Genomic DNA, 26,413 nt, shown 5'->3' on the forward strand with positions numbered 1-26,413 from the left:
TTGTCTTCATGACAGCCACCGTGACGATCGGCGAGTTCGCCCGCCTCACGCTTCTGAGCGTCAAGACGCTGCGCTACTACCACGAGATCGAGTTGCTCGAACCGGTCGCGGTGGCGCCCGGTTCCGGGTACCGCCGCTACTCCGTCGACCAGGTCGAACAGGCGCACCTCATCCGCAGGCTGCGCGATCTGGCCATGCCGCTGCCACGGATCCGTGAGGTACTCGCCGCCCCCGACCCGACCACGCGCGACGCGACTCTGCGCGAACACCTCAGCGCGATGGAAGCCGAACTGCAGCGCACCAGGGACGTGGTCACCTCGTTGCGCGCGCTGCTCACCGTGCCCGCGCCGATGCTGCGGGTGGAATACCGGATAGAGCCGGCGTGCACCGCGCTCACCCGCACCGACCGGGTCGCCCGCGACGCCATCGGCGAATGGTGCGGTCTCGCCTTCGACCAGCTGTTCCAGACGGTGCTCACCGCGGGCGTGACACCGGGCGGAATCGCGGGCGCCACCTACTCGACCGAATTCTTCACCGACGAGTCGGGCGAGGTGAGCGCCTACCTGCCACTTCCCACGGGCACGAAACTCACCCCACCACCCGGCCTCGAACTCACCCACATGCCCGCCCGCCGCTACGCCGTGGCCGTGCACACCGGCGCGTTCGACGACTTCGACCGCACCTATGGCGCCCTCGGCAGCCATGTCGCCGAACACGACGAAGCCCTGGCCGACGAACCGATCCGCGAGCGCTACCTCGTGGGACCGCAGCACACCGACAACCCGGCCGAATACCGCACCGAAGTGTGCTGGCCCATCACCGAAGGAGAAACCCGATGACCCTCGCCATCGCCAATGTCGTCGTCGACTGCCACGACGCGGCCGCCCTCGCCGAGTTCTACGCCCAACTGCTCGACGTGCCCGTCGAACCGGAGGCCTCGCCGTTCTTCGCCGAGATCGGCCGGTCGACAGGCATGTCGCCGGTGCTGATGTTCATCCAGGTGCCCGACCGGACGCCGGGCAAGAACGCCGTGCACCTGGACTTCCACTCGACGCAGTGGGCCGATGCCCTCGAACGCGCGATCAGCCTGGGCGGCAAGCACATCGGCGACTTCGACCAGTACGGCGTGCAGTGGGTGACCGTCGCCGATCCCGAGGGCAACCTCTTCGACATCGGCAAATACTGACTCAGGCCAGTTCGCGCTTCAGGTTCTCCAGCAGCTCGGCCTGGATCTTCTTCAGGCCGAGCGGCGCGAAGATGCCCTCGAAGATGCCGCCGATGCCGCCCGCACCCTTCCAGGTGGTGCGCACGGTGACGCGCGAACCGGTGCCCTCGGGCGTGACGGTCCAGGTGTTGACCATCGAGGAGTTGGCGTCGCGCTCGGTGAGAATCGAGTCCGCGACCGTCACACTGGCGCGCACGTTGCGCACCCGCTTCTCGGTGGCCTGCAGGGTCCACTCCACCACGGTGCCCGCGCCCTTACCGCCCTCGATCACCTTGTAGTCGCGGTAGTGCGAGGAGAGGATGCGCGGACGAACCGTCTCGTAGTCGCCGATCGCCTCGAGGGTGCGCTGCGGATCCGCCGCGACGACGATCGAACTGCTTGCACTGACCTGTCCCACTGTATGACTCCTTGTCGGGTGCGAAATCTCGACCGGGTTACATCCTGCCTTGCGCCACACCGCATCGCCCGACCAGGTCGTCGGGGAAGAAACAGCTGAGTGACATTTCTCCGTGGCGTGCATCTATCTGGTAGCCGGGCGGGCGGGCGCGTACTAGCGTCGACACAGTGGCAGTGAGTCTTTTGGGTAGGGCCGGCCACGAACCGGCCGCACGCGAGTCTGGATACGCCGCGCACCGCGCGGGTGTGGAGCGACTGCTGGCAAGCTATCGCGCCATCCCACCGGGTGCCGTCGTCCGGTTGGCGAAGAAGACATCGAACCTTTTCCGTGCCAGGGCGGCGACGACCGCGCCCGGGCTCGACGTGTCGGGGCTGGGGCAGGTGATCGCCGTCGACCCGCAGGCCGGAACCGCCGACGTGGCAGGCATGACCACCTACGAGGACCTGGTGGCGGCCACCCTCCCCTACGGGCTCGCCCCGCTGGTGGTTCCGCAGCTCAAGACCATCACCCTCGGTGGCGCCGTCACCGGGCTCGGCATCGAGTCGACCTCGTTCCGCAACGGTCTTCCGCACGAATCCGTGCTGGAAATGGACATCCTGACCGGGTCGGGCGAGATCCTCACCGCGACGCCGACCGGCGAGCACGCCGACCTCTTCCACGGTTTCCCCAACTCCTACGGCACCCTCGGCTACTCCGTTCGCCTGAAAATCGAGCTCGAAACTGTCAAGCCCTATGTCGCGCTGCGGCACGTGCGGTTCCACGATCTGCGCACGCTGGAAACCGAGCTGGAACGCATCGTCACCGAACGCTCCTACCAGGGCGAACAGGTCGACTACCTGGACGGCGTCGTGTTCAGTGCCACCGAGAGCTACCTGTCCCTCGGCAGGCAGACCGACGAACCCGGCCCGGTCGGCGACTACACCGGCATGGACATCTACTACCGCTCCCTGCAGCACGACGACGGCGTGAAGACCGACCGGCTCACCATCGCCGACTACCTGTGGCGCTGGGACACCGACTGGTTCTGGTGCTCGCGTGCCTTCGGCACCCAGAACCCGAAGATCCGCCGGTTCTGGCCCAAGTCGTTGCGTCGCAGCAGCTTCTACTGGAAGCTCGTCGCGCTCGACCGCAAGTACCACTTCGACGACCGGCGCCGGGCCCGCAAGGGACTCGCCCCGCAGGAGCGGGTGGTGCAGGACATCGAGGTGCCGGTCCACCGCACCGCCGACTTCGCCGAGTGGTTCCTGCGCGAGATCCCGATCGAACCGATCTGGCTGTGCCCGTTGCGTTTGCGCGAGACCGGCGCCGCCGACGGCAGCCGACCGTGGCCGCTGTATCCCCTCGAACCGCGCCACACCTACGTCAACTTCGGATTCTGGTCGGCGGTGCCCACCGTGCCCGGTCAGCCGGAGGGGGCGGCCAACCGTGCCATCGAGAAGATCGTCTCCGAATTCGACGGACACAAGTCCCTGTACTCGGACTCCTATTACGACGAGGCAGAATTCGCGAAGCTCTACGGCGGCCAGACCTATACCGCATTGAAGAACCGTTACGACCCGGACCAACGACTGCTGAATCTGTATTCGAAGGCGGTGCAACGCAAGTGACGACATTCAAGGACAGATCCGAGATCCTCGCCGAGCTGGGAACCCGGCTCAGCATCGCGGAGGTGTTCGAGAGCCTCATCGACGGTGACATCCCTGTCCGGCTGACAGCCTACGACGGCAGCGCGACCGGGCCCGCCGATTCGCCCTACACCCTCGACATCAAGAACCCGCGCGGCATCAACTACCTGGCCACCGCCCCCGGCGACCTCGGCATGGCCCGCGCCTACATCGCGGGCGACATGGTGGCGCAGGGGGTGCACCCCGGTGACCCGTACGACATCTTGAAGGCCATGCAGGACATGAGGTTCCACCGTCCTTCGGCCCTGTCGCTGGTGACCATCGCCCGCTCGCTCGGCTGGGAGCGGCTCAAGCCGATCGCCCCGCCGCCGCAGGAAACCCTGCCGCGCTGGCGCCGCATCGCCCTGGAGGGCTTACGCCACTCCAAGACCCGCGACGCCGAGGCGATCCACCACCACTACGACGTCTCCAACAAGTTCTACGAATACGTGCTCGGTCCGTCGATGACCTACACCTGCGCGGTGTACGGCGACCGCGACTGGACGCTCGAGCAGGCACAGGAGAACAAGTACCGGCTGATCTTCGACAAGCTGCGCCTGAAGGAAGGCGACCGGCTGCTCGACATCGGTTGCGGCTGGGGCGGCATGGTCCGCTACGCCGCCAAGCGTGGCGTGCGCGTCATCGGTGCCACGCTCTCGGCCGAACAGGCGGCGTGGGCGCAGCAGAAGATCGTCGAGGAAGGGCTCGCCGACCTCGCCGAAGTCCGCCACAGCGACTACCGCGACATCGTCGAGGGCGAGTTCGACGCCGTCTCCTCGATCGGTCTCACCGAACACATCGGGGTGCACAACTACCCCTTCTACTTCGGTTTCATCAAGGACAAACTCCGCGACGGCGGCCTGTTCCTCAACCACTGCATCACCCGCCCCGACAACACCCGAACCACCAAGGCCGGCGACTTCATCGACCGCTACGTCTTCCCCGACGGCGAACTCATCGGCTCGGGCCGCATCATCTCCGAGATCCAGAACCTCGGCCTCGAGGTCCTGCACGAGGAGAACCTGCGCGAGCACTACGCCCTCACCCTGCACGAATGGTGCAAGAACCTGGTCGCCAACTGGGACGCCTGCGTCGACGAGGTGGGCGAGGGCACGGCAAAGGTCTGGGGCCTCTACATGGCAGGCTGCCGTCTCGGCTTCCAACGCAACGTCGTCCAACTCCACCACGTCCTCGGCGTGAAACTGAACAAGAACGGAACCTGGGACGTGCCGTTGCGGCCCTGGTGGCAGCCCTAGTACGGTGACCGGCCCTGGTGACCGGGCCGGTCAGGTCAGTAGTTCGTCGAGAAAATGGCCGGGCATCCCGTCCAGGATCGGATGCTGCTGGGTGTCGTGAGCCTGGGTACGCAGGACGTGGAGGAGACCGACTACGCCGGGGCCCGCGTCGAGCAAGGGGCGGGTCCAGCCGAGGTCGGCGCAGGTGCGCAGGACCGGCAGGACCAGGTTGGTCGCCTCGCCGATCCAGCCTGCCGCCGCGAGGCATTCGGCGAGCAGCAGGGTGGCGTCCATTTCCGCACGGGGACGGGATTGTTCGAGGACGCGGGAATAGAGCACACGGGCGTGGCGGGCGGCGCGGTCGTCGGCGCGCAGGCGCTGTTCGGTGAGCAGGGTGCGGATTTCGGCCACCTGCCTCGCCTCGGCGATGAGAGCGGCGGCGCCCGTCTTGCGCCGTCCGCCATTGCCCGACGGGTCGATGACGATCCCGTTGGCGCCGTTGCCCGGCGGCAGGCCGAGGCGGGAACGTTCCGCCCGCACGTTGGCGTCGAGCCTGGCCAGGCTGTTGGCCGCGGCCACGCGCGCGCCCTCCTCGAGCCGGGCCGCGGCGGTGTACTGGTCGCCGAGGGCGGCTTTCACGCGTGCTCCGATGACGAAGGTCGCGACGAGGAAGTCGACAGGGCCCACGCGCGTGAGCAGCTGGTGGCTCTCGTCGAGCAGCCGGTCGGCCATGGCCAGGTCACCGCGCCGGTAGGTCACCTCACCCAGCATGGCTGCCGCCACGCGCGCGGCGTCCGACCGCGGCCCGGCCCTGGTGCGCGCTGTCTCGTAGGCCTCCTCGAGACAGGCGGTGGCCGTGGCGATATCGAGTTGCTCATAGGCCGCGGCGGCGCGGGCGCAAAGCCCGAAGACCGGGCCGAGCGGGTCTTTGGACCGAGCGTGATATTCGGCCGCCCAGTCCTGGGTGGCGGTGGCCGCGGCGAAATCGAACTCGCACAGGCGCACGAACGACATCAGGTTGGCCGCCGTCGAGACGATCCAGTCCGGCAGGCCGTCCGGCGCTTCCAAGCAGGTGGCGAGCTGATCGGCCACGCCCTCGGTGTCGTCGTGGGCCACCCGGTCGGCCGCTTCGAGAACCGTTGCCGCGCAGCGTTCTTCCGCCTGCTCGGGACCGCCGGTGCTGCCCCGGGCCAGCAGGTTCGACAACCTGCCGAGGGCGGTGCGGGCGGTGCCGGACTGTTGCAGGTTCATATTGGCCCGTGCCACCGCCATCAACAGCTTCGACCGCGAACTCACCTGCTGCATGGGCAGCTTCGACACACTGCCGAGCAACGTCGCGAGCCGTGATCCGTCGATGAGGTCCATGCCGCCGCTTTCCAGCAGGTCGGCGGCCAGTTTGAGATCGGTCGCGGCCAGCGCGTGATCCACCGACTTGCGCAGCAATTGATGCTCCGCGTACCAGCGGGCGGCCTTGCGGTGCAGCACCTTCGAGCGTCCCGGGTGGTCGCGTTCGAGACGTGCGCGCAGGTGCTCGGCGAACAGCGGCTGCATGCGATACCACTCCGGATCGTGCGGGAGCCGATGCAGGAACAGCTCGCGCTGCTCGGCCTGCTCCAGCAGAGCCGCACCGTCGGGCACGTCGGCGAGCAGCGTGGCCAGCGAACCGTTCACCCGCTCCACCACCGAGATCGCCATCAGGCATTCCAGCAGGTCCGGCTCCAGCGTGTCGAGCACGTTCTCGGCCAGATACTCCCGCATCCCGTGCCCACCTTCGGCGAGCTGCACCAGCAGCTGACCGGGATCGGCGGTGCCGCGCAGCGTCAGGCTCACCAGCTGGATGGCGGCGGGCCACCCGTCGGTCGCGGCGTGGATCTGCTCGACCTGCTCGTCGGTGAGCGCGAACCCGTTGCGCTCCACCAGGATCTGGCGGGTTTCCGACTCGGTGAGCCGCAACGCCGCCGCGTCGAGCTCGACGAGCTCGTCGCGCACCCGCAGCCTGCTGATCGGCAATCCGGCCTGGTCGCGGCTGGTCACGACGAAACGCACATGGTGACAACCGTTGTCGAGCAGCGCCGCCATCGCCCGGTGCACGCCGGGGTCCTGCACGCGGTGCCAGTCGTCGACGATGACGACCACCGGCCGGTCACTGGCATGGATCTCGTCGATCAGCGTGGCGATCACGAACGCCACCGCATCGGACTGGCGTTCCTCCAGCACCTGCTCGAGCCCGGCGCCGACATCGGGACGCACCCGCCGGATCGCCTGGATCAGGTGCGCGAGGAACCAGATCTCACTGTCGTCGTCGGAGTCGATACCGAGCCAGGCCACCGGAATATCGCGGGCGGCGAGGTCGGCGCGCCACTGGGTGGCGACGGTGCTCTTCCCGAAGCCGGCGGGCGCGTGGATCAGCGCGAGCCTGCGCAGACCACCCGAACGCAGGATGTCGAGCAGTCGTGGTCGAGGGAAGGGATCGCGCGCCGGGGTCGGCGGGCGGAACTTGGTCGCGGCGGTGGGCGGCAGGGTACCGGTGGTCGGCTTGTGCACCGACACCGACGCGCCCGCCGGCTGCAGGGTGAGCGGCCAGCTGCGGCGCGCGGTGACCGCTTTGAGGGCTTCCGGCGGTGGCTCGGCGAGCTCGTCGCCGGTGACGAGCAACGCCATCTCGTCGGGCATCTGACCGTGGGCGCGCTGCACGTCGCGCAGGAGTTCGCCGAATTCGTAGGCCGAGGCCGGGCGATCGGCCGGGCTCTGGGCCATGGCCTTTTCGATGGCGGCGGCCACATCGGCGGGGAAGTCCTTGGCGCGCAGGTCGGGGACAGCCTGTGTGGTGATGCGCAGGAACTGGGCGACGACCTTCTCCCCCGCCTGCCGCTCGAACGCGGCATGGCCGGTGAGCAGCGCGAACAGCGTGGCACCGAGCCCATATATATCGGACTGCACGGTCGGTTCATGGCCCTTGAGTACCTCGGGGGCCGTGAACGCGGGCGAACCGGTGATGAGGCTGCTCGAGGTCTGGAACCCGCCGGGAATGCGGGCGATACCGAAGTCGGTGAGCTGCGGTTCGCCGTAACCGCTGATGAGGACGTTGGCCGGCTTCACATCGCGATGCAGGATGCCCGCCCGGTGCGCCGACTCGATCGCCGCCGCCAGCTTCACTCCGGCGCGCAGGGTGTCTTCCCAGGTGAGCGGGCCGCGATCGTGGATGAGACGCTCCAGCGAGCCGCGCGGGCAGTACGGCATCACGATCAGCGGCAGACCGGTGCCCGTGACGTCGACCTGCAGGATATCGACGATATTCGGGTGGCCCGACAGCCTGCCCATGGCCTGTTCCTCGCGCAGGAACCGCTCGCGGCTCTCCTGATCGATCTCCGAGGACAGCACCTTCACCGCGACGACGCGATCCAGCGCGGGCTGCACCGCCCGATACACCACACCGAACCCGCCGCGCCCGATCTCGGTGGCGTCGGTCAACCCCATCGCGTCGAGTTCGGCTACCACGGCCTCGTCGGTCTCACCCGGCGCGGTGGTTCGTTGCGTATCGGTCCCGACCGGCGACGATCCGGGTCGCCCATCCTGGATGCGCGTCGGCTCCGGTTCCATGTGACCACCTCTCGATTCGAAATGGCGTCACCGGTCTTACATATCCAAGCTAGCGCGATCCGGCATCCAACGGGTGGAGATTCGATGCAGTGGCGGCAACGGATGGCCCGACGGTCAGCGAACGGCGAGAACGATCACCTGGCTGCGCTGACGTGCGCTGAAGTTGTTGTCCGCGACCAGCACCAAGGTCCGCTCGCCGGAGGAGAGCCGAGGTCCCCATGTCATCGCCTCGATGTTGTCGACGGCCGCGACGCCGAGGTCGGTGAGGTCGGCGACGAGACGTTTGGTCACCGGACGCGCGCCCGCGACGGGCGCGTCGAGGATATTCGTCGCGCCTGCCGTATCGATCTCGAAAATGCGGACCCGGTTGCCCGCACCCTCGGCGAACGCGCGCTCGAGCACCAGGAATCGGGTCGGGTCGACGGGATCGACGGCCAGGATCGCGGTGACGCCGTTGCTCGCCCGGCCGGGCTCCGGACGCGAATCGGCGAAGACCGGTTCGAGCGGATACGGGTACTGGGCGAGGAGTGGGCCGAACCTGGCCTGCACGGTGATCCGGGTGGTCGCGCCGCTCGTCGGCGTGGCCTCGGGTCCGTCGCCGAGCAGGGGTCCTTCCAGCGCGGTGACGAACAAGGCGCCGCCCGCCGCTGAGGTCGCCCCTTCGAGTGCCTGGTTCTGGCGTGGGCCCGAATCCGGCAGCATGCGTTCGTTTTCCGGGATCGGCAATTCGGAGACGAAACTTCCGTCGGATCGGGCGACGCGCACCGAGGGATCGGCGAGCACTCCGGCCCGCTCGCCCTCCTGCGTCCAGAAATAGTCGCCGGTCAGTGGGTCGACCCGAATGTCCTCCGGGTCGACCGACTTCGGTGGATACATCGAACCATCGGCGCGACGCAACGGAACGGTTCCGGTGAATTCCACCGCCCCCACACCGGTGTCACCGACCGGGATCCGCGCCGTGTATACCCGCGCCGGGCTCTTCTCGGAGCGATCGTCGCTGATCAGCACGAAATCGCCGCTGCCGGACCGGTAGTCGATGCCCGACAACCCGCCGACCACCGTGCCTTGAAAATCCAGGTCGTGCTCGATGACCTGCTCCCCGAGCACCCGCACCATCGGTTCGGCGTCACTGACCGGGGCCCACACCCCGGCCAGTACCGCACCGAACACCACCGCACCCAGTCGACGTCCCATCTCCGGCACGCTAGCCACCCCGGAGTGCCGTCGGGTGAACGCCGTTCGAATACTTCCACCGACCCGCCGATCGGTAAGCTCGGGGCAGGCTCGGGCGCGATTGCCGTCCGTGGAAGGGGGAGCTGAGATGACTTATCCACCACAGGATCCCGCGCCGTGGGGGCAGCCGTCGAAGGAGACGGCGTATCCACAGTTCGCGCAGGAAGTTCCGCCGCTCGCGCCGCCGCCGCGCAACTCCGGCGGGGCATGGATCGTCATCGCGCTGGTGGTGGTCGCGGGGCTCGTCGGCGGCACGGGTTTGCTGGTGTGGGCGGGTAACAACGGGGTGGACGGTTCCGCGGTCGCGGCGTCGGCGACGGATGTGCCGTCGACCCGCAAGCCGACCACGACGAGCACCACGGGTAAACCACCGTCGAGATCCGGTGAGCGCCTGAGTTATACCGATTACGAAGGCCCGTGGGATTTCAAGTTCGACAACGTCGAATTGCACGCGGATTGGGTGGACGGCCGCGATCACACCAGTTGCGCACCCATCGAGCACGCCGGGAAACTCACCGAGCTCGGTTGTCAGTACGCCGCCGAACTGGTGTTGTCCGCCGAAGGCGGCGGCTTGAAATTCACCCAGTTCATCCTGGCGATGCCGGACAAAGCCACCGCCGAGGCCGCCGCCGACAAGATCGAGGACAAAGATTTCGAACTCCGCCCCGGCAGCTACATCAAGGATTTCGCGACCGGCAAATGGCGCGCGGGTTCACAAGCCGAGTTCGTGGTGATCACGCTGGCAACCGCCACCTCCGCCGTCGACGCGGCCACCGTCGAGAAATACCTCCGCTACCGCCACACCGACATCATCACCGCCATCCTGTTCCGATAGAGCCCTACTCGCCGTACCTCGACAAGGGAGGCGAATACGTCGACAGCCCCGGCTCGCGGTGGCGAGGCGGGGCTGTCGGGTCAGCAGCGCCGGGGTGGGGCGCTGGTGGTTACTACTTGCGCAGCGAGGCCGGGACCTCGAAGCGGGGGCCGAACTTCTTGGCCAGTTCGTCGGCGCGGGCCACGAAGGCCTCCTGGCCACCGGGGTAGCCGACGATGAACTGGTGCGAGCCGCCCGACCAGGCCGGGAAGCCGATGCCGAAGATCGAGCCGATGTTCGCGTCGGCGGTGCTGGTGAGCACGCCTTCGTCGAAGCACTTCTGGGTCTCGATGGCCTCGGCGAACATCATCCGGTCCTTGAGGTCCTGGAAGGTGACACCCTCCGGGAGCTCACGCTGCGAGTTGTACAGCGAACGCAGCTCGCTCCACAGGCCGACAGCCTTGCCGTCGACGTAGTCGTAGAAGCCGGCGCCGCCCGCCTTGCCCTTGCGGTCGAACTCGCCGACCAGCTTGTCGAGCACCGCGGCGGTGGTCTCCGCGGCAGCGTTCAGCTCGCCACCGGCGGCCTTGATGGCGTCGGCGGTCTCCTTGTAGATCTTCTGCATGGTGGTGAAGTTCAGCTCGTCGCTGAGCTTCAGCGGCGCGGCCGGGTAGCCCGCCTGCAGACCGGCCTGCTCGACCGTCGAGGGGTCGACACCCTCGGCGACCATGGAGATGGCCTCGTTGATGAAGGTGCCGATCACGCGCGAGGTGAAGAAGCCACGGCTGTCGTTGACGACGATCGGGGTCTTCTTGATGGCGAGGGTGTAGTCGTACACCCGGGCCAGCGCCTCGTCGGAGGTGTTCTCACCCTTGATGATCTCCACCAGCGGCATCTTGTCCACGGGGGAGAAGAAGTGGATACCGATGAAGTCCTCGGACCGCTTCACGCCCTCGGAGAGCAGGGTGATGGGCAGGGTGGAGGTGTTGGAGCCGAGCAGCGCGTCGGGATCGACGATGTCCTCGATCTCCTGGAACACCTTGTTCTTGAGGTCGGGGTTCTCGAACACGGCCTCGATCACGAAGTCGACGCCCTTGAAGTCGGCGGCGTCCGCGGTCGGGGTGATGCGGGCCAGCAGCGCGTCGGACTTCTCCTGGGTGGTCTTGCCACGGGAGAGGGCCTTCTTCTCGATGGCCTCCGAGTACGCCTTGCCCTTCTCGGCGTTGGCGAGCTCGACGTCCTTGAGGACGACCTCGTAGCCGGCCTTGGCCGAGACGTAGGCGATGCCCGCGCCCATCATGCCGGCGCCGATGACGCCGATCTTCTTGATCTCGCGCTTGGGCACATCCTTGGGACGCGAACCGCCACCGTTGATGTGGTTCAGGTCGAAGAAGAACGCCTGGATCATGTTCTTCGCGACCGGGCCGGTCAGCAGGCTGATGAAGTAACGACCCTCGATGGCGAGCGCGTTGTCGATGTCGACCTGCGCACCCTCGACCGCCGCGGCCATGATGGCGCGCGGGGCGGGCATGTTGGTGCCCTTGATCTGCTTGCGCAGGTTGGCCGGGAACGCGGGCAGGTTCGCCGCGAGCGCCGGGGTCGACGGGGTGCCGCCGGGGATCTTATAGCCCTTCTTGTCCCACGGCTGGGCGGCCTCGGGGTTGGCCGCGATCCACGCCTTGGCGGCGGGCAGCAGCTCCTCGACGGAGGAGACGACCTCGTCGATGAGGCCGATTTCCTTGGCCTTGGTGACGCGGTGACGCTGGCCCTGCAGCAGCACCTGCATCAGCGCGTTCTGCAGGCCGAGCATGCGCACGGTGCGGGTCACACCGCCGCCGCCGGGCAGCAGACCGAGGGACACCTCGGGCAGGCCGATGGCCGAGCCCTTGACGTCGGCCGCGATGCGGTGGTGGGTGGCCAGCGCGATCTCGAGGCCACCGCCGAGGGCGGCACCGTTGATGGCGGCGACGACGGGCTTGCCGAGCTGCTCGAGGCGACGCAGCGGGGCCTTGACACCGTCGAGCATCTTCGCGACGTCGGCGGCGTTGTCCGGGCCGACCTGCATCATGTTCTTCAGGTCGCCGCCGGCGAAGAAGGTCTTCTTGCCGGAGGTGATGACGACACCGGTGATGTCGTCCTTCTCGGCCTCCAGGCGGTCAACGGTCGCGGCCATCGAGGTGATGTACGCGTCGTTCATGGTGTTGGCGCCCTGGCTCGGGTCGTCGATGGTCAGGACGACCACGCCGTCGGCGTCCTTCTCCCAACCGATGATGTTGTCAGTCATAGTTTTTCGTTCTCTCCTATGAGAAGTTCCGGTTGGAAGGTCAGACCCGCTCGATGATGGTGGCAACGCCCATGCCGCCACCGATGCACAGCGTGATCAGGCCGTAGCGAGCGTTGCGGCGCTCCAGCTCGTCGAGCACGGTGCCGGTGATCATCGCGCCGGTGGCACCGAGGGGGTGACCCATCGCGATCGCGCCACCGTTGACGTTCAGCTTCTCGTCCGGGACGTTCAGGTCCTTCTGGAACTTCAGCACAACGGAGGCGAAGGCCTCGTTGATCTCGACGAGGTCCATGTCCTCGATCGTCAGACCGGCCAGCGCCAGCGCCTTCTTGGCGGCCGGGGTGGGGCCGGTGAGCATGATGGTGGAGTCGGCACCGGAGGTGGCGGTGGCGACGACGCGGGCGCGGGGGGTCATACCCGAGTTCTTGCCCGCATCCTCGGAACCGATCAGCAGCAGGGCGGCGCCGTCGACGATGCCCGAGCTGTTGCCGCCGTGGTGGACGTGGTTGATCTTCTCCACGTAGGTGAACTTCTGCAGCGCGACCGCGTCGAAGCCACCCATCTCGCCGATGCCTGCGAAGGCCGGGTTCAGCTTGGCCAGGTCCTCGGCGGTGGTGCCGGGGCGCATGTGCTCGTCGTTGTCGAGCACGACCAGGCCGTTGATGTCCTTGACCGGGACGATCGACTTGGCGAAGTAGCCGCCGGTGGTGGCCTTGGCCGCCAGGTCCTGCGAGCGCACGGCGTAGGCGTCGACGTCATCGCGGGTGAAGCCCTCGATGGTGGCGATCAGGTCGGCCGAGATGCCCTGGGGCACGAAGTAGCCGTCGTAGTTGGTGGCCGGGTCGAGCGCCCAGGCGCCGCCGTCGGAGCCCATCGGCACGCGCGACATGGACTCGACGCCACCGGCGATCACGAGCTCGTCGAAGCCCGAGCGCACCTTCTGCGCGGCCAGGTTCACGGCCTCGAGGCCGGAGGCACAGAAACGGTTCAGCTGGAAGCCACCGACGGTGTCGGGCAGGCCGGCGATGGTGACCGCGGTGCGGGCGATGTCCATGCCCTGGTCACCGACGGGGGTGACCACGCCGAGGATGATGTCGGAGATCCGATCCTCGTCGAGGTTCGGGAAGCGGCCACGCAGCTCCTGGATCAGACCAACAGTCAGATCGATCGGCTTGACCGAGTGCAGCGAGCCGTTCTTCTTGCCGCGGCCGCGCGGAGTGCGGATGGCCTCGTAGATGTAGGCCTCTGTGGTCATATCGGAGTGTTTCCTTCCTTGGGGTGCGGTGGCCGCACGAACGCCACGACCAATCGTCTTCGACGCCGTACAAATCCGGCAAGCACCAGCGGAGCATAGAACCATGCCCATCCGGAGTTCCCGGCCACCCGTTCATACTACCGTGGTGTGCGAACTCCGGTTAACTTAACGCGGTATGGACGGTGGCTGTCAACCGTCCAGAGACTTTGCGCCGAGCTCGCTGCGCAGCAACGCCAGGGCGACCTCGTCCGGGTCCTGCCGGTCGCCCGGAGCCACCGGAACCGCGGCGGCGGCCAGCATCTCCTGCTCCTCCTCCGGAGTCGGCGGGGCGGGAATGCCGGGCGCGGGGCGCGGGGCGCCTGCCGACTCGCCGCCGGAACGCGCCGGATCGACGGCATAACTGTCCTGCGGACCCGGGTCGTCGGGTAAGTCGGGGAAGTCGGGCGGCGGAATGTCGTCGTCGGGCTTGCCGGTGCGCGCCCGCCCACCCTTGGCCTGACTCGGGCGCGAGAACTGCGGCCGGGCGGCGGGCTTGCTCTCCGCCGGACCCGCCGTGTTCTTGGCCTGCGGCGCCGGGCGTGCCGCGGGGGCACCGGTCTCCCAGCGCACATCCAGTTCCCGCCCGAGCACCGCCCGCACGGCCGCCCGCACCGACTCGATATTGCGCGGATCGGACAACCGCTGCGCCAACGGAGCACTTTGATGCGCGAAAACGATCGTCTGCCCCTCCACCCGCGACACCGCGGCCCCCGACATCAGCGCGTGCAACGTGAGCCCGAACTCCCGCACCTTCGTCTTGATGTCGGCCCACGCCGCGTCGACGAGGGCGAGCAGATCTTCCGCGGGTGCCTGCCCCTGCGGCACCTCGGGACTACCGGTCGCAGCTGCCTGTGCGGGCGTCGAGGTTGCGCCGTCTCGCCGAGACCCGGCCATAGGCTCATCTGCCGTACCAGCGCGCGAATCACGCTGCGGCGAGGCAACTTCCGGTCCCTCACCGCGGGCGTCCGACACGGCCGGTGCCGATACGGAGGTGGCGGAAACCGAGTCGACCGAGGACGGCGGAGTCGGATCGGCGTCCTGCGTGTCGACGACCGGTCGGGGGACACCGGACGACCGAGCAGCACGATCTTGTTCGTCGCGCGATGACGGTGCGGCCGTTTCGGTGGTACCCGGCGGCGGCACGGCGGGCGTCTGATGCGCGACGGACGGACGCTGCGGCGCAGGCGAGGCCTGCTCAGCACCCCGATCACGGCCGGCAGGCTCTTGCGCCGCCGAAGCCTGCGGTCGCGAAGCCGCATCGCGCTCGGCACCCCGAATACCGGTGTCGCTCTCGCTCGCCCGCTGCGGACGTTGCGGAGCCGGATCCTGTCCCGTGAGCGCGTTCGGCGCCGTCGCGGCCGAGTCGGCGGCCGGTGCCGATGCAGCCGAGTCGGCGGCCGGTGGCGATGCGGCCGAATGGGCGACCGGCGAATGCGTGGTGGCCGAGTTGTCGGTCGTGGCCTCGTGAGCGGCGGGGACGTGCGGATGTGGCGCGCGATCATCGGCGGCGGGAGCATCGGACTGGTGCGCGGCGGCTGCCTCAGCGCCGGAAGCTCCCGACTTGCGCGCGGCGGCTTCCTTTTCCGCCATGGCGGCGGCGAGGATTTCCGCGCCTCGACGGCGACCCTCGGCGCTCGAACCTTGCGCACTCGACGGGGCGGGCGCGGGTGCGTCGACCACAGGCCGGGTGGGGGCGTCGCCGGCAGGGCGGGCGGAAGGGAGTGCGCCGGTGGCGAATCCGCGTTCCAGGCGTTCGAGGCGTTGGAGGGTGGCGGATTCGGTGTCGGAGACCGACGGGAGGAGCATGCGGGCGCAGATGACCTCGAGCAGGAGGCGGGGGGCGGTGGCGCCGCGCATTTCGCCGAGGCCCTCGTGGAGGAGTTCGGCGTAGCGGGTGAGGGTGGCGGGGCCGATGCGGGCGGCCTGGTCGCGCATGCGCTCGAGCACGTCGCCGGGGCCCGCGACGAGGCCGCGCTCGGCGGCATCGGGGACCGCGCGGAGCAGGATCAGGTCGCGTAGGCGTTCGAGCAGGTCGACGGCGAATCGGCGCGGGTCGTGCCCGGCCTCCATCACCTGGTCGATCGTGCCGAACAGGGCGGCGCCGTCGTCGGCGGCGAGTGCGTCGACGGCGTGGTCGATCAGCGCCACATCGGTGACGCCGAGCAGCGAAACCGCCCGCGGATAGGTGACGCCCTCGGGCCCGGCACCGGCGAGCAGCTGGTCGAGCACGCTGAGGCTGTCGCGCGGGGAACCTCCACCGGCCCGGATGACCAGCGGGTACACCGCCTCCTCCACCGGCACGTGCTCCTGCTCGCAGATCTTGCCGAGCAGCCCGCGCATGGTCGCGGGCGGCAGCAACCGGAACGGGTAGTGGTGGGTGCGCGACCGGATGGTCGGCAGCACCTTGTCGGGTTCGGTGGTGGCGAAGATGAAGATCAGATGGGCGGGCGGTTCCTCGACGATCTTGAGCAGCGCGTTGAAACCGGCCGTGGTGACCATGTGCGCCTCGTCGACGATGAACACGCGATAGCGCGACTCGGCGGGCGCGTAGAAGGCACGATCGCGCAGCTCACGGGTGTCGTCGACACCACCGTGACTGGCTGCGTCGAGCTCGATGACGTCGAGATTGCCGGACCCGCCCGGCCCGAGCGCCACGCAGGACGCGCAAGTGCCACACGGGCGCGAGGTCGGCCCCTCCACACAGTTGAGCGAGCGGGCGAGGATGCGCGCCGAGGACGTCTTGCCGCAGCCGCGCGGCCCGGAGAACAGGTACGCATGGCTGATGCGGCCGGTGTCCAGCGCTGTACTCAGCGGGTCGGTGACGTGCTCCTGACCCACTACCTCAGCGAATGTCGCCGGTCGATATTTCCGGTACAGAGCCACGGCCCAAAGGCTACCGGTGCGGTGTGACATCCCGGCTGGCGCCGCAGAGGTGGAGCCGAAGGGCATAGCGGTACAGCAAGTTACATGTGTTGTAGATCACATAGTGGTTAAAGGTTCAACTCGAGGCCGCATAGCGGGCCCGTTGGGTGCAACTCACCCGTTATCGAGGGTTCCCTATTCGGCGAATCGCGACAGGACGACTTCGTCGATCCTGGTTGTCGCTTAATTCCGTACCCGGTCCCCGAATATCGAGTCGTTTCCAGATGTAACGAAACCGTGAACCGTCGTGACAGCGGCGCAAGCGGCTGGCTACCGTGGTTATCGGCAACTTCGGTGGCCAAACCTTCATCAGGTTGGTGACCCCGGCCGGTCCCTCATCCCGACCGGGGCACAACCTTCGCGCACCGATCGCTCCCCCACCGCATCGACCGGAGGAACGTTTCATCGTGCTGTCGTGTGATGACATCGCAGCCGCCTGGCTGGCCCACACCGAGTTCGCGGGCGACCACGCCGCGGTCGGACTGCTGAGCCGGGCGATCAGCCCGCAGGACTTCGACATCAAACGCGACTCCTTACCCGTCGCGGCGGCCGCCGACCCGGCCACCGCGGCCGCCATCCTGCAGCTGCTCGAGCGCGGGCAGGTGCCGACGATGGCCGCGATCCGCACCCTCACCGCGCAGAACGAGATGCGCCGCGAGGCCGAACGGATCGAACGGCTCGGCAGGCGGGCACAACGCAGCATCGACGAGTTCGGCCGCATCCTGGCCAGGCTCGCGGCCGCACATTGGACCGAGCACGGCATCGGCCCCACCCGCCGCGACATCCTCGCCGACCCCCAGATCACCGAACTCATCGCCGACCGGGTCGGTGAGATCGCGCCGACCGCCGTGAAACACCTGTGGCTCATCGAACGCGCGCAGCGCGCGGGCTGGATCGCCTCCAACGCGAACCCGGGCTCGCTGTGCCCCGCCCGTCGTTGGCACACAACGAAATACGGCAACCGGGTGTCGCAGAAGCCGGTGAACATGATCGGGAAGATGGTCGCGGGTTTCGTCGCCGAGCACACCGTGGACAAGGGTCGCGCCCCGAGCTGGGCGGCACTGTCGCGCGACCTGCGTGACGATCGTGGCCGCCGCGTGTTCTTCGACGTGGCCGACGCGCACGCTCAGCGCCGCTGGCTGGTCACCGCCGAATGGCTCGCCGACACCGGCGACGACCTGCCCGCCCCGGGCAAACGTGGCCTGCGCGCGCTGGCCAAGGACGCTCGCGGCTGACTCAGCTCACGTCGCCTGCCGCCGCGATGAAGGTATTGCACTGCGGCGTCAGGTTTTCCAGCCCGGCTTCGAACCACTTGCCGCCGTTGTCGGCGGTGCCGTGGTCGCGCATGTCGCCCGGCCGGTCGCCGCGCCCGTAGGAATCGCGGGTGGCGAGGGTGACCTGGTCCGACGACAGCGAACCGCCGCCCTTGGACGCGGCGATGAACATGGCGTCGAAACAGTTGGCCTGCAACTCGACTCGGCGTGACAGCTCGAGTCCCTTGGTCGAGCGCGCCCCCGCGTCGACCCGTTCGCTGTTGGCCTTGCGCAGGATCCCGGACTGCGCCTGGACGTGGTGCCCGTATTCGTGCGCGAACACCGACAGGTACACCACCCAGTTGTCACGGAACTGATCGGTCTGCAACTGGCTGATCGGCATGTAGATGGTCTTGTTCGCCGCGCAGTAGAAGGCGGCGAAGTTGCTGGTGGAGCCGGTGCACGGGGTGGTGATGCCGTCGGTGGTGGCGGTGATGCTCAGCGTCGGCGACTCGAAGGGCAGCCCGTTGGCGGCCATCAGCGGCTTCCACGCCGCTTCCAGGCAGCCCGCGGCGGATTCGAAGAACTTGCGGGCCTTGTCGACCTGGGCGCCCCACGGCGCGTAATCGCAGGAGGCTGGAACCAGCGAGCCGTCGGCATCGGTGACCAGCGGATTGTCACCGGTCTTGGCGGGCGCACTCCCGGGTTGCGGCGTGTAGGTAGTGGTCGGTCTCGGGCCGAACGCGTCGATGCCGATATCGACGCCCTTGTTCACGGCGAACTTCACCAGACCACCGACGACGAGGAAAATCACCACCAACATCAGCGAGGTGAAACCGCCGCGTCGCTTGCGTGGCGGCGGGGTCGGTCTGCCGGGTGGCCCGTAGGGCATCGGCGGCGGACGGTAGCCCGGCGGCGGTCCGTAGGCCGGACGCTGCTTCGGATACCCTTGCGGCGGTGGGTATCCGGGCGGACCGTAGCCCTGTTCCGGGCGATAACCCGGGGCACGACCATAGCCGGGGGGTGGCGGAACCGGTCGTCCACCGGGCCCGTATGGGCCGTAGCCGTACGGTGGTTGGTTCACGTCCCCCGTACCCCCTCGTCTAGTTCGTCGCCGACAGCCGCTGACGCAGGATAGCAAGCTGTCTAGAGTAGGCAGCCATGCTGACTTTTCGGGGGGGCGCCGCGGGCGCGCTGCTGCTCGCTTCGGCGGGCCTGCTCGCGGCCGCTCCGGTAGCCCACACGCAGCCCGCGGGGGTGTCGATCACCGCCGATCTCACCTTGACCGAGACTGGCGTGCTGCAGGTCGTCGAAACCGTCGCGGTGCCCGCCGACGGGAACTTCACGATGTCGCTGCCGTTGCGACTCGGCCTCGGCGACGGTGTGGAGCGGGTGTTCAAGGTCACCGATGTGTCCGCGACCGGGGCGGGCACCGCGACCACCGTGGACGACCAGTTCGTCGTGGAGGCCAAGCCCGGTGAATCCAAGTTCACGTATACGGTGCACAACACCGTCGCCGACGCGCCGGGCACGCAGATGTTCCACTGGCTCGGCGTGCTCAACGCCGACATCGCCTCCCTCGATGTGTCGGTGATCAGCCCGAGCTTCCAAATGGGCATCGTCGACTGCAAATTGGGCCCCGCGGGCAGTGCGCGCCCGTGCGCCGAGGTGCACGTCGAACCCGACGGTGTGCTGTATCTGAGCCAGACCGACCTGCGCAAGGGCGACGCGATCGACCTCACCCTGCAGATGCCCCCCGGCACGGTGCCCGCCAATGCCGATGTGCGCGATGGTGATTCGAACAACTTCTTCGCCTTCACCACCCCGGTCCTCGCCGCCTTCGGCGCCCTGCTGCTGGCACTGGCCGGGATGATCGCCTACGTGCTCACCGCCCGCAAGCGCGGTGCGACGGCCCGCGCCACCAGCGACACGTTCGACCCGCTCGTCAGCACCGGTGACCGGATGGAATTCACCTCCCCCGACGGCGTCCTCCCCGGCGAGGCCGGTCTGCTGCTCGACGAACACGTCGACCCGGTCGACATCGCCGCCACCGTCGTCGATCTGGCGGTGCGCCGCTACCTGTGGATCGCCCCGGTGAACGCGCGCGGCGAGGACGACTGGCGGATCAGCCGCGTCAACGCCCCCGACGACCAGCTGCGCGAGTACGAGCGGGTCGTCTACGACATGTTGCTGCCCGAGGGCACCGACACCGTCGCCGTGCGCGAGCTGCGCGCGCCCGGCCGGCTGCAACTGGACCCGATCCGCGAGGCCATGCGCCGCGACGCGGTGTCGACCGGCGCGCTGGCCGATCCGAAGCAGCGGATGCTGCCCCGCTGGATCGGCGCCGCGCTGATCGCCGTCGGTGCCGCGACCACCGTCGCCCTGGCGTTGACCGCCGGGCACGCCCTGGTCGGCGTGGCGATCCTGCTGGCCGGGGTGGCGGCGGTCGTGCTGCCGAACTACCTGCCGACCCGAACCACGCTGGGTGACACCGTGGTCGGCCGGATCAAGGCGATGGGACGCGGACTCGACTCGGTGTCACGCGACCGCATCCCACCGATCGATCAGGAGACGATCTTCTCCCGCGCCCTGCCCTACACGGTGATCACCGGTCGCGCCGACAACTGGATCCGCACCTTCCGCGATATGGACCCGTCCGCCGATTCCCAGCCCGGCCTGTACTGGTTCGCCGGCTACGACCGCGACCGCAACCTGCACCGCTTCGCCTCCCAGTTCCCGTTCTTCATCACCGCCCTCGAAGGGGCGTGCAAGTAGCTACACCCGGCGCAGGGCGGCCAGCGGGTCGGCGTACAACGCGCTGAGCGAGGTGACGACAGCGGCGAATTCCTGCACCTTGCCGCCGAATCCGCTGACCCGGATGTCGGTCGGGGGCAGCTGGGTGCTCTGGGTGAACGCGCGGGCCACGTGGCCGAGGGCCGGGCGGTAGCCGGTGAAGGCCTGCCCGCCGAGGACCACCCGGTCCGGGTTGAGCATGTCGCGGACCAGGGCGGCGGTCTGGCCGAGCATGGTCGCGCGTTCGGCGAGCAGCTCGCGGGCGCCGTCGGAACCGGACTCGGCGGCCCGGTACAGGTCGGCGATGGTGGTGCCCACGGTTCCGTTGTGCGCCGGGATGATTCCGCGCCCGACCGCACGCGCCTGCAGCGCCCGATCGCCGACGGTCACTTCCAAGCAGCCACGCCTGCCGCAGGTGCACTGCACGTCCGAACCGGTGGGCAGGTGCGCGATGGAACCCGGGCCGTTGCTCGGGGTGTGCACCCGCCCGTCGAGGGTGACGGCGATGCCGGCCGTCTCGCGGACGTAGAAGTACAGGCTGCTGCCGGGCCGGTCGGCGGGCTGTTCCGGGCCGCGCGCGTCGAAGGTCGGCAGCAGCAGTTCCGAGGCGGCCATCGCTTCCACGTGCGGCGCGACGGAAACCGGCAGCTCGAGCACGTCACCGAGGACCTGGCCGAGCGGTGCGCCCTGCCACGCCAGTTTCGGATGGTCGACGAGGCCGGTGTGCGTGTCGACCCGGCCACCGATCGCGACGCCTGCCCACAGCGGGGTGCGCCGGTGCCAGCGCTGCAGGAACGCCTTGGCGCTGCGGGCGACCGTGGTGACGGCGAAGTCCTGTCCGGTCTGCGGCGTCGCGATGGCGAGCCCACCGAGGATGCGGCCGCGCAGGTCGGCGGCCACGATTTTCGTCGCCGCGGCGCCGATGTGGATGCCGATGGTGAGGTAGGCGTCGTGGTCGATCTCGAAGGGCACCCGTGGCCGCCCGACCGCACCGGCGGCGGTGAGATCGGGGCGTTCACGCAGCAGGCCGGCCGAAAGCAGCGCGGCCACTTGGCGGTTCACCGTCGCGATGCTCAAACCCGTTGCCCGGGCGGCATTGTCGCGGGAGATCGGGCCGCCGACAGCCGCGCGCAGCACGGCGGCGGCAGGGTTGTCGCCGCGCCGCAGTTCAGGGGCGACGACGGGACGTGAAACTCGGGAACGACCGGTGACCACCCGCGAAATCGGGCGGTCGAGAATGGGGGCAGACATATGCGGTTCCTTGCCGAAAATCCCGTTTCACCAACGGGTTTGCCTACACGAGGGTGTGGCAGCTCGCGAGCCCGACAGGCTCAGCTGCAGCGGCAGGAACGACACAGTTCGCGCGTCAACGGCAACCGCAGACCCAGCGCGGCGGTCACATAGGTGACCCGCGGGGCGTAGTGATGGTTGCCGGACATAACAGTCAAATTAACACCGAATCGGCCCCCATCCAAGACCGACCAGCGAATTGTGCGGTGATACACAGCAAATCACCAGGTCAGCGCGGTGCGGGCGGCCTACTTGGCCGGTGGTGTGAAGGGCTGGTTGATGGTGGTGAAGTACTGGATCGCGGCGGCGACGGCTACCGGGCCGGTGACGAACAGCTGCCCGGCGATCACGCCGAGGAAGCCGACGGCGGCCGCACCCGCGACGCATCCGCTCAGCGGGCCGAGGCCGAACAGGGTGAGCAGCGCACCGGTGGCGACGAGGCCGAGCGCCGCGCCCGCGATGCAACCGGCGGCGGCCCCGCCGAGCCCACCGACCAGGGTGCCGATGGTCGCGCCCATCGAGATCGTCGAGGTCAGGCGCGACCAGGCCGCCTGCTCGAGCTCGTACTCCGACTTCCAGGGCGCCTTGTCCTCGTACGGCAGGGCGACCGGCTTGTACACGGCCTTGGCCGGGTCGAGCTGCGGGGTGAGGGTGGCGGTGTTACCCGAGATCTCGGCGGCGCTCGGCAATTCGAACTCGTCGAGTCGGAACGTCAGCGGGGTGGCCGCGACGGTATGACGAGGAATAAACGTACCGAGATCGCAATCGCCGAATTCACTCGGCCGCTTTGGCCACCGCTTTCGCTTGTTTCTTGAATTCCCTTACTTCGGCGAGGGTTTCGGCGTCCACGACGTCGGCGACCGAACGGCGCGAACCCTCGTCGCCGTAGGCACCCGCCGCTTTTCGCCAGCCCTCCGGTTGCACACCGCGTTGTTTGCCGAGCAGGGCGAGGAAGATTTTCGCCTTCTGCGCGCCGAAGCCCGGCAGGTCCTGCAACCGGCGCAGCACTTCCTTGCCGTCGGGGTCGCCCTCGGTCCAGATCTTCGCTGGTACGCCGTCGTAGTGCTCGATGATGTAGTTGGCGAGCGCCTGCGCGCGCCGGGCCATCGAGCGGCCGTACCGGTGGATGGCGGGTGGGGTGGCGGCGAGTTCCTCGAATTCGGCCGGGTCGGCCTCGGCGATACGGCGCAGATCGAATCCGCCCATTCGCCCGGCCAGTTTCTGCGGCCCCCGAAAGGCGTGTTCCATCGGGTACTGCTGATCCAGGAGCATGCCGAGCAGCAAGGCGAAATCGTCGGTGCTGAGTAGTTGATCGGCCTCGGCGTCCTGGGCAAGGCACAGCGTTCGGGTCATATATTCATCGTGACACATTTCACTGCACCCACATCGGCGGTACGAATGACGGATTACACCCCACGCCCGGACCGTTTCGATCGGGCGGGACAACCCCAGCTGATCGATGCCCATGACCTGGAGGTGACACAGCCCGGCGTGCGCGCTCTCGGCGCCTGGACCCACGAACGACTCGGTTTGCGGCCCGGCGACAGCGCGCTCGACATCGGTTCCGGCACCGGCTCGGAAGTGTTCACCTTCGCCGACGCGGTCGGCCCCCGTGGCACCGCCGTCGGCGTGGAACCCGACCCGGATCTGCTCGCCTCCGCCACCCGGCGCGCGACCGAACGCGGCTCCACCGCCACCTTCGTCTCCGGCGACGCCTACGGATTGCCCTTCGGCGACAACACCTTCGACGCCGTCCTGTGCGAACGCGTCTTCCAGCACCTGACCGCCCCCGCCCGCGCCGCGACCGAAATCGCGCGCGTCCTGCGCTCCGGCGGCCGCGCGGTGGTCGTCGACGCAGACTGGGCGACCGCCATCATCCATCCCGGCGTCCCCGAGGTGGCCCGCGCGGTGATCGACACCCTGATCTCCTCCACAACCAACCCCTTCTCCGGCCGCAGACTGGCCGGCCTCCTCACCGACGCGGGCCTGACCGTCGACGAGATCGGCTCCCACGCCCTGGTCCAGGACCGAACCATCGGCGCGGGCGCCCTGGTCAACCGCATAGCCGACCTCGCGGTCCTGCGCGGAACCGTCACCCCCGAAGCCCGCGACCAACTCCTCACCGATCTCCACGAGGCCGCGGCCCGAGGCCACACCCACATCTCGGTCACCGTCTTCGCGACCCTGGCCTACAAGAAATAGACGAAACCCCGCGTATCCCGGCAGCGGGGTACGCGGGGCCTCCTTCGTGGTCAGGCTTCGAGCAGCTTCTCCGTCGCGGCAAGCAACACACAGGTCGCCAACCCGTCCATCGCCTTCTCCAGCTCCGGCAACTGCGGGAAACTCGGCGCGATCCGGATGTTCTTGTCCTCGGGATCGTTGCGGTACGGGAACGCCGACCCAGCGGCCGTCAGCGCGATCCCCGCGTCCTTGGCCAACGCGATCACCCGCGCCGCCGTCCCTTCGAGCACATCGAGACTGATGAAGTACCCACCCTTGGGCTCGGTCCACGACGCGACCTTCGACGCCCCGAGCCGATCCTCGAGGATCCGGCGCACCAGTGCGAACTTCGGCTCGAGCAACCGCCGATGCTTCTGCATGTGCTCACGCACGCCTTCGGCGTCGGCGAAGAACCGCAGGTGGCGCAGCTGGTTGAGCTTGTCGGGGCCGATGCTCTTCTTGCCCGCGTGGTCGAGGTACCAGTCGATATTTGCTTTGGACGCACCGAAGAAGCTCACGCCCGCACCGGCGAAGGTGATCTTGGAGGTCGAGGCGAAGACCAGCGGACGGTTCGGGTGACCGGCGGCCGCCGCCATGCCGAGCACGTCGAGCACGGGTGCGGCGGTGTCGGTGAGCGGGTGCACCGCGTAGGCGTTGTCCCAGAACAGGCGGAAGTCCGGTGCGGCGGCGGGCATCGAAACCAGTTCGCGCACAATCTCTTCGGAGAAGACAACGCCGGTGGGGTTGGAGTAGTTCGGCACCGCCCACAGACCCTTGATCCGCGGGTCGTTTGCCAGCAACCGCGCGATGACGTGGGTGTCGGGGCCGTCGTGGCGCATCGGGATGGTGATCATCTCGATGCCGAGCGCCTCGGTGATGGCGAAGTGCCGGTCGTAGCCGGGGGCGGGACACAGCCACTTGATCGGCTCGTCGGAGGCCCAGCGGCGCGGGGAGTCGGGGGTGCCGTAGAGCATCGAGAAGACGATGATGTCGTGCATCATCTCGAGGCTGGCGTTGTTGCCCGCCACCAATTGGTCGACGGGGATACCGAGCAGTTCGCCGAAGATGGCGCGCAGTTCGGGCAGGCCGGTGAGGCCGCCGTAGTTGCGGCAGTCGGTGCCGGTGCCGTCGCGGAAGTCGCCGTCGCCGGGTAGGGCCAACAGGGGCGAGGAGAGGTCGAGCTGTTCCGGTGACGGCTTACCTCGGGTGAGATCCAGCGTGAGCTTCTCGGTCTTGAGCGTCGCGTAGTTCGCGGTCTGGGACTCGTGCTCGGACACGAGTTCCGCGTGGCTCATCAAACCGATCTGCGTTTGCCGGGGCATCCTGGGCAGCCTTTCGAAGCAGCAAGGTGGGTGTACCCGCAACGTTACCCGGCGGTTGCCGGGAATCGGCAGGGTATCCGGGGAGGATGGGCTCGCACGCTGCGAAGGTGTGCAGCGGAGTCCCGAAATTAAAGGGGACCCCGCGCACCCGGCAGAGCCCGTTGACCCTTGCTGCCTTCCGGCCCTGGGGGAGTTCACAGGATGCGCGCCGCGCGGGATCCGTCGGCCAGTGTAGCCGCAATCGCGCGTACTAGCGATTTCGGGGTTCGAACAGCAGGTCGGCGGCTCGGATGAACACCTCCACGCGGGTGCGGCCCTCGTGATCGGCGGCGAGGAAGTGCCCGCCGATCACGGCGCAGAAGGCGAGCAGGGCGCGGGCTTCCACCTCATCGGGATCATCGCAGAATTCGCCGATCGTCTCGCGCAGCAACGCCATTCGCGCGTTGTCGACACGGCGCAGGCGGGTGGCGACGTCGTCGTCGCGGCGGGCCCAGTCGCGAACGGCCAGGTCGATGGGCAGCAGCCGGTGATCCGAGAGGGTGAGGACACCGGCCATGCGCGCCCGGTTCTTCGGGTCGAGGCCCGCGTTGTCGACCTTGGCGAGCACCTCGTCGACGGCCTCGCGCTCCCAGGCTTCCAGCATCGCCGTCAGCAGGGCCTCGCGGTCGGCGAAGTAGCCGTAGAAACCGCCCTTGGTGACGCCGATGCGTTTGGCGAGCGCTTCCACTCGCACCGCGTCGACACCCGAGGTGGCGAGCACGTGCAGCCCCTCTTCGATCCACCGTTCGCGTGGTGTTCGCGCGACGCCCACGTGTGCTCCGTTTCTGCTCGTCCGACGACGGAAGAACCAGTGTACGTAGGCGTATA

At 68.4% G+C, this 26,413-nt stretch carries 19 protein-coding genes, 1 other RNA gene and 1 pseudogene; 8 read left to right on the top strand and 13 right to left on the bottom strand.

What is annotated here, in order from left to right; genetic code table 11:
• Window positions 1-8: 8 nt before the first annotated feature.
• Window positions 9-839: a MerR family transcriptional regulator gene (locus tag NI2_RS23970; RefSeq protein WP_067494592.1), complete on the top strand. Its 831-nt coding sequence runs from the start codon at window positions 9-11 to the stop codon at window positions 837-839.
• Window positions 836-1,186 (top strand): VOC family protein, encoded by a 351-nt coding sequence (locus NI2_RS23975; RefSeq protein ID WP_067494596.1) that lies wholly within the window; start codon window positions 836-838, stop codon window positions 1,184-1,186. Before NI2_RS23970 ends, NI2_RS23975 begins: the two co-directional genes overlap by 4 nt.
• Window position 1,187: 1 nt before the next feature.
• Here NI2_RS23975 and NI2_RS23980 read toward each other — a convergent pair whose 3' ends face one another.
• Window positions 1,188-1,622 carry an SRPBCC family protein gene (locus tag NI2_RS23980; RefSeq protein WP_067494599.1) on the bottom strand — a complete coding sequence of 145 codons (435 nt, stop codon included), beginning with the start codon at window positions 1,620-1,622 and terminating at the stop codon, window positions 1,188-1,190.
• Between the two features lie 173 nt (window positions 1,623-1,795).
• Between NI2_RS23980 and NI2_RS23985 the strand changes: the two genes are divergently transcribed.
• Window positions 1,796-3,229 carry an FAD-binding oxidoreductase gene (locus tag NI2_RS23985; RefSeq protein WP_067494602.1) on the top strand — a complete coding sequence of 478 codons (1,434 nt, stop codon included), beginning with the start codon at window positions 1,796-1,798 and terminating at the stop codon, window positions 3,227-3,229.
• Window positions 3,226-4,542, top strand: a complete 1,317-nt coding sequence (locus NI2_RS23990) for a class I SAM-dependent methyltransferase (RefSeq protein ID WP_067494605.1) — start codon at window positions 3,226-3,228, stop codon at window positions 4,540-4,542. The genes NI2_RS23985 and NI2_RS23990 overlap by 4 nt, the downstream gene beginning before the upstream one ends.
• A 30-nt stretch (window positions 4,543-4,572) precedes the next feature.
• On the opposite strand, the gene NI2_RS23995 is transcribed toward NI2_RS23990, so the two are convergent.
• A complete protein-coding gene (locus tag NI2_RS23995; protein ID WP_067494607.1) occupies window positions 4,573-8,121 on the bottom strand; it encodes a serine/threonine-protein kinase in 3,549 nt (1,182 codons plus the stop codon).
• Between the two features lie 114 nt (window positions 8,122-8,235).
• The gene (locus NI2_RS24000) at window positions 8,236-9,315 is read right to left on the bottom strand and encodes an esterase-like activity of phytase family protein (RefSeq protein ID WP_067494610.1); all 1,080 of its coding nucleotides are present in this window, start codon (window positions 9,313-9,315) and stop codon (window positions 8,236-8,238) included.
• Between the two features lie 127 nt (window positions 9,316-9,442).
• Here NI2_RS24000 and NI2_RS24005 point away from each other — a divergent pair, with 127 nt between their 5' ends.
• A complete protein-coding gene (locus NI2_RS24005; protein ID WP_067494613.1) occupies window positions 9,443-10,189 on the top strand; it encodes a hypothetical protein in 747 nt (248 codons plus the stop codon).
• A 112-nt stretch (window positions 10,190-10,301) separates the two neighbouring features.
• On the opposite strand, the gene NI2_RS24010 is transcribed toward NI2_RS24005, so the two are convergent.
• From NI2_RS24010 to NI2_RS24020, 3 genes are all read right to left on the bottom strand, one after another.
• Window positions 10,302-12,452, bottom strand: coding sequence for a 3-hydroxyacyl-CoA dehydrogenase NAD-binding domain-containing protein (locus NI2_RS24010; RefSeq protein ID WP_067494616.1), 2,151 nt, complete (start codon window positions 12,450-12,452; stop codon window positions 10,302-10,304).
• 40 nt (window positions 12,453-12,492) lie between these two features.
• The gene (locus NI2_RS24015) at window positions 12,493-13,707 is read right to left on the bottom strand and encodes an acetyl-CoA C-acetyltransferase (RefSeq protein ID WP_067494619.1); all 1,215 of its coding nucleotides are present in this window, start codon (window positions 13,705-13,707) and stop codon (window positions 12,493-12,495) included.
• A gap of 189 nt (window positions 13,708-13,896) precedes the next feature.
• Window positions 13,897-16,629 (bottom strand): DNA polymerase III subunit gamma and tau, encoded by a 2,733-nt coding sequence (locus NI2_RS24020; RefSeq protein ID WP_067494622.1) that lies wholly within the window; start codon window positions 16,627-16,629, stop codon window positions 13,897-13,899.
• Between the two features lie 446 nt (window positions 16,630-17,075).
• On the opposite strand from NI2_RS24020, the gene NI2_RS24025 reads away from it, so the two are divergent.
• Window positions 17,076-17,903, top strand: a complete 828-nt coding sequence (locus tag NI2_RS24025) for a hypothetical protein (protein ID WP_067494625.1) — start codon at window positions 17,076-17,078, stop codon at window positions 17,901-17,903.
• Window position 17,904: 1 nt separating this feature from the next.
• Here NI2_RS24025 and NI2_RS24030 read toward each other — a convergent pair whose 3' ends face one another.
• Window positions 17,905-18,813, bottom strand: coding sequence for a neutral zinc metallopeptidase (locus NI2_RS24030; protein WP_067494628.1), 909 nt, complete (start codon window positions 18,811-18,813; stop codon window positions 17,905-17,907).
• Between the two features lie 269 nt (window positions 18,814-19,082).
• On the opposite strand from NI2_RS24030, the gene NI2_RS24035 reads away from it, so the two are divergent.
• Complete coding sequence (locus NI2_RS24035; protein WP_067494631.1) at window positions 19,083-20,696, top strand: DUF2207 family protein; 1,614 nt, start codon at window positions 19,083-19,085, stop codon at window positions 20,694-20,696.
• Here NI2_RS24035 and NI2_RS24040 read toward each other — a convergent pair whose 3' ends face one another.
• The 3 genes and pseudogenes from NI2_RS24040 to NI2_RS24050 form a co-directional block, all read right to left on the bottom strand.
• A complete protein-coding gene (locus NI2_RS24040; RefSeq protein WP_067494634.1) occupies window positions 20,697-21,965 on the bottom strand; it encodes an ROK family transcriptional regulator in 1,269 nt (422 codons plus the stop codon).
• Between the two features lie 287 nt (window positions 21,966-22,252).
• Window positions 22,253-22,738, bottom strand: a pseudogene (locus NI2_RS24045) (DUF8020 domain-containing protein); the annotation flags it as partial.
• A gap of 40 nt (window positions 22,739-22,778) precedes the next feature.
• Window positions 22,779-23,357: an HhH-GPD-type base excision DNA repair protein gene (locus tag NI2_RS24050; protein ID WP_067494636.1), complete on the bottom strand. Its 579-nt coding sequence runs from the start codon at window positions 23,355-23,357 to the stop codon at window positions 22,779-22,781.
• Window positions 23,358-23,402: 45 nt separating this feature from the next.
• Here NI2_RS24050 and NI2_RS24055 point away from each other — a divergent pair, with 45 nt between their 5' ends.
• The gene (locus NI2_RS24055; protein ID WP_067494639.1) at window positions 23,403-24,206 is read left to right on the top strand and encodes a methyltransferase domain-containing protein; all 804 of its coding nucleotides are present in this window, start codon (window positions 23,403-23,405) and stop codon (window positions 24,204-24,206) included.
• 50 nt (window positions 24,207-24,256) lie between these two features.
• Here the strand turns inward: NI2_RS24055 and NI2_RS24060 are convergent, their stop codons facing one another.
• The 3 genes from NI2_RS24060 to NI2_RS24070 form a co-directional block, all read right to left on the bottom strand.
• A complete protein-coding gene (locus NI2_RS24060) occupies window positions 24,257-25,546 on the bottom strand; it encodes an aspartate aminotransferase type Ic (protein ID WP_067494642.1) in 1,290 nt (429 codons plus the stop codon).
• A 129-nt stretch (window positions 25,547-25,675) separates the two neighbouring features.
• Window positions 25,676-25,770, bottom strand: an RNA gene (gene ffs, locus NI2_RS24065) — signal recognition particle sRNA small type.
• Window positions 25,771-25,796: 26 nt separating this feature from the next.
• Window positions 25,797-26,357 (bottom strand): TetR/AcrR family transcriptional regulator, encoded by a 561-nt coding sequence (locus NI2_RS24070; protein ID WP_067494645.1) that lies wholly within the window; start codon window positions 26,355-26,357, stop codon window positions 25,797-25,799.
• Window positions 26,358-26,413: the final 56 nt, after the last annotated feature.

It is taken from the genome of Nocardia ignorata NBRC 108230, from assembly GCF_001612905.1.
Classification (GTDB): Bacteria; Actinomycetota; Actinomycetes; order Mycobacteriales; family Mycobacteriaceae; genus Nocardia; species Nocardia ignorata.